The organism is Baaleninema simplex PCC 7105 (assembly GCF_000332355.1).
Classification (GTDB): Bacteria; Cyanobacteriota; Cyanobacteriia; order Cyanobacteriales; family Geitlerinemataceae; genus Baaleninema; species Baaleninema simplex.
This window is the reverse complement of the sequence record NZ_KB235958.1, coordinates 3,435,681-3,438,561: the sequence shown is the minus strand read 5'-3', so window position 1 is coordinate 3,438,561 and position 2,881 is coordinate 3,435,681. Positions and strand designations below refer to the sequence as shown.

Here is a 2,881-nt window from a genome sequence, read left to right as displayed (position 1 = left end):
ACCTGGAATAAATCAGGAATTTTCCGCGACCACCGAACCCGAACCCATCCCAACTGAGGCAACTTAATCCCTTTGTCAGACACACAGTTTTTGAGCATCTGGGGGAAGACAAAGCTTCGCATCCGGTTGTTTTTTTTGAATCGTGGAAGACCCGAACGCTTTAACCGCCACGACTCCCAGGAGGCTTCCAGTTTTCGGATGACTTGTTGAAGAACCTGAGCGTTGACAGTCTTCAATCGGGGGTATTCAGCTTTGGCCGCAGTTAGGGACTTGCACTGCCGCGCATAGCTGGGAAATGGTGCATCCGCAGGCAAGATGTATTCCTGCTGAATGGAACACGCATTCACGGGCGACTTTCGGGAATTTAGCCAATCCTTACGTTCCCGCAGGGCAAAATTCCAGACATTGCGGCACACATCCAAAATGTGTTCGATGTCTGAAACCTGCTCCGCCGTTGGCTCTAGCTTGAATTCCCACGTCATGTTTAGCATGAAATTATTATAGCCTATGAAATAAATATTTGTTTCCTAGGCTTAAGTGAACTACTCCCTCCCGTCGCTTCACCACCCCCCAAGCCCTCGGCTATGGGCGGAGCACTGCGACGGATCTTGGTAGGAAGCTTCCACATATCTCTCGCTGGAAAAACGCGATTTTTACGGCGATCGTACTAAATATTTACAAAAATTTATATTTTTTTAAAAAAGCCAGAAGGCTTTGGAGTAGGCGGTGTACGTTGGCAGTGAAACTCTTTCAGGCTAAGGGAACCTCGAAAAATTGATTCTAACGCAAAACTCAACGGCTGAAACCCCTGAAATATCGTTCTATATTCTCGATAGCAGAGCCTTTTTCTCATTAAGCTTGAATTAATCGAGGTGCCCGCAAGAGTTAAGAGTGTAGAGTTCGAGAGGAATTCCCACTCTACACTCTGCCCTCTGCACCCTTGACCGAATGTGGTGTACGTGGCGGTGAACCTACGGACAAACCGGTGCTTCGACGCTGCGACGGAATTCGACTGGGGCGGTGGTGCGATCGAGTAAGACAAGATGATAGGGCTGGGTGATGGCGGCGGTGGCGACTCCGCAACTGCGGCGTTCGGTGTAGTGGACGACGACCGTTCCGTTGACGAGACGCACGGTATCGATTTCGACGCTGTAAGCCCCACTGGCCCGATCGCCGAGGCCGACGGCGATAACGGTTTTGTCGTTTAAATCCACTTCGGGAAGGTCGGGGGTGGGGTCGATGTTGGCGTTGAGTTGTCGCCAGAAGCTACGCCAAGCCAAGTTATCGTTAACGACACGCTCGAAAGGTTGGTTAATGCCGCTATAACTCCCGCGATCGAGGGTTTCAAACGGGACGACCACGCCGGGATCGGTCGGTCGGGCGATATCGGGAGCGGTGACGCCGACAAAGCAAGTCGAGGCGTCTGAAACGATCGCGAAATCTGGAGCGAGGTAATGAATCACTTGAAATAACGGTTGTATGGCGGGGCGTTGGGGATTGCGAATCGCGAGAAACAGACCGTAACTAACGCCTTCGGCGGAAAAAACGCTGGTGACGTTGGTGGTGAGTTCTTCGTCGAGGTTGTCCCATTCAATGGACGTTACGGCGGGAAAGGCAAAATTGGGAGCTTCGGCGGGATCGATCGCGAGGAGGTCGAGAGGCGTCGGGGCGGAATTGCGGGCGCTCGTGACAAAAAGAGACCAATCTGACGCGCGGTCGAGGGGAACGGGTAACATTCTCCCCTGTTCGTCGAATTCTGCAACGCCTTGCAACCAGTAGGAGTAACGACTTCCCCAAGGAACGTGGGTTGGTGTGGCTGTCGCCGCGCAAACGACGGGTTCGGTGTCGGCGTAGGCGGGACAAACGGACAACGCGGTGGTGAGGGAAAGGGTAAGGGTTAGAAAGAGCGAGCGAGTCATCGTTGTTGGCATCGGCCACCTCTACAGTCGCGATCGGTTTGACTCCAATTCTAGAGGTTGATGTTCCGGTTCGAGGGCGATCGCGTTTCGGGGCGATCGCGCATCCGTCCGCAAAACTCTGTTTTTAATGACATATTGTCACTCGGGTTATTGTGTTTTTTGACGTTCGTTTCATTTCTATTTTTTGAGTTTGATAATGAAGATTGCGTAAAAAATGAATTGAGTGCAGATCTATAAGCTAAACTGAAAAAATGCCTTAAAGCACAAAAATCGTGCATCGATACTTATTTACATTTCTCGTGACCTCATCCATCGCACAATGTTAAAGTTCCTTGGGGTAAAGCCAGATCGCAAAACTCATCTCACAGAAGATCGAAGTTCTTTCGCTCGATGCGTGAACTACCACTCATCATCGCGAGGCGATTGATGAGTGGCTTCCAGCTTCACTGGGAATTGCCTCGGAAAGCGTCGAACGAATTCGACCTCCCTTTGGACTTACATTCCTTCCACTGGCAGAAGCCCCGGTTCCCGAGGCCCATATCCGCAAGCCTTCGTTTTTAAGATTAATTGCCGCATTGATGTCTCGGTCGTGAATCTGCCCGCAATGTGGACATTCAAACGATCGCACGTCGAGTCCCATCTTGGGTAACGGCAATAGAGTTTCAGAACAGAGGTGAGTGCTGGGGAAAAATCGATCCACTTCCAGATAGACCTTTCCTTCCGCCTCGGCCTTGTATTTGAGCAGGGTCGAAAACATTCCCCAGCCCACATCGCTTATTGCCTTAGCGAGGCTGTGATTCCTGACCATGTTCTTCACGGCTAGATTTTCCACCACAATCACTTGGTTCTCATTGACTATCTTGCGGGATAGCTTGTGGAGAAAATCCGCTCTGGAGTTAGCAATTTTATTGTGAACTCGCGCCACCAACCGTCTGGCTTTTTGACGGGAATTCGACCCCTTC

General features: G+C 51.0%; 4 protein-coding genes. 1 reads left to right on the top strand and 3 read right to left on the bottom strand.

Going from position 1 to position 2,881, the window contains the following annotated elements; translation table 11 throughout:
* The coding region (locus tag GEI7105_RS31080) for an RNA-guided endonuclease InsQ/TnpB family protein (protein WP_017661741.1) at positions 1–491 on the bottom strand (491 nt) is incomplete at its 3' end.
* 480 nt (positions 492–971) lie between these two features.
* Entirely contained in the window at positions 972–1,919 is a 948-nt protein-coding gene (locus GEI7105_RS0117560) for a protease complex subunit PrcB family protein (RefSeq protein ID WP_017661740.1), read from the bottom strand.
* Between the two features lie 5 nt (positions 1,920–1,924).
* On the opposite strand from GEI7105_RS0117560, the gene GEI7105_RS40535 reads away from it, so the two are divergent.
* Complete coding sequence (locus tag GEI7105_RS40535) at positions 1,925–2,047, top strand: hypothetical protein (protein ID WP_281167004.1); 123 nt, start codon at positions 1,925–1,927, stop codon at positions 2,045–2,047.
* Between the two features lie 281 nt (positions 2,048–2,328).
* Here GEI7105_RS40535 and GEI7105_RS0117550 read toward each other — a convergent pair.
* The coding region (locus tag GEI7105_RS0117550; RefSeq protein ID WP_035492560.1) for an RNA-guided endonuclease InsQ/TnpB family protein at positions 2,329–2,881 on the bottom strand (553 nt) is incomplete at its 5' end.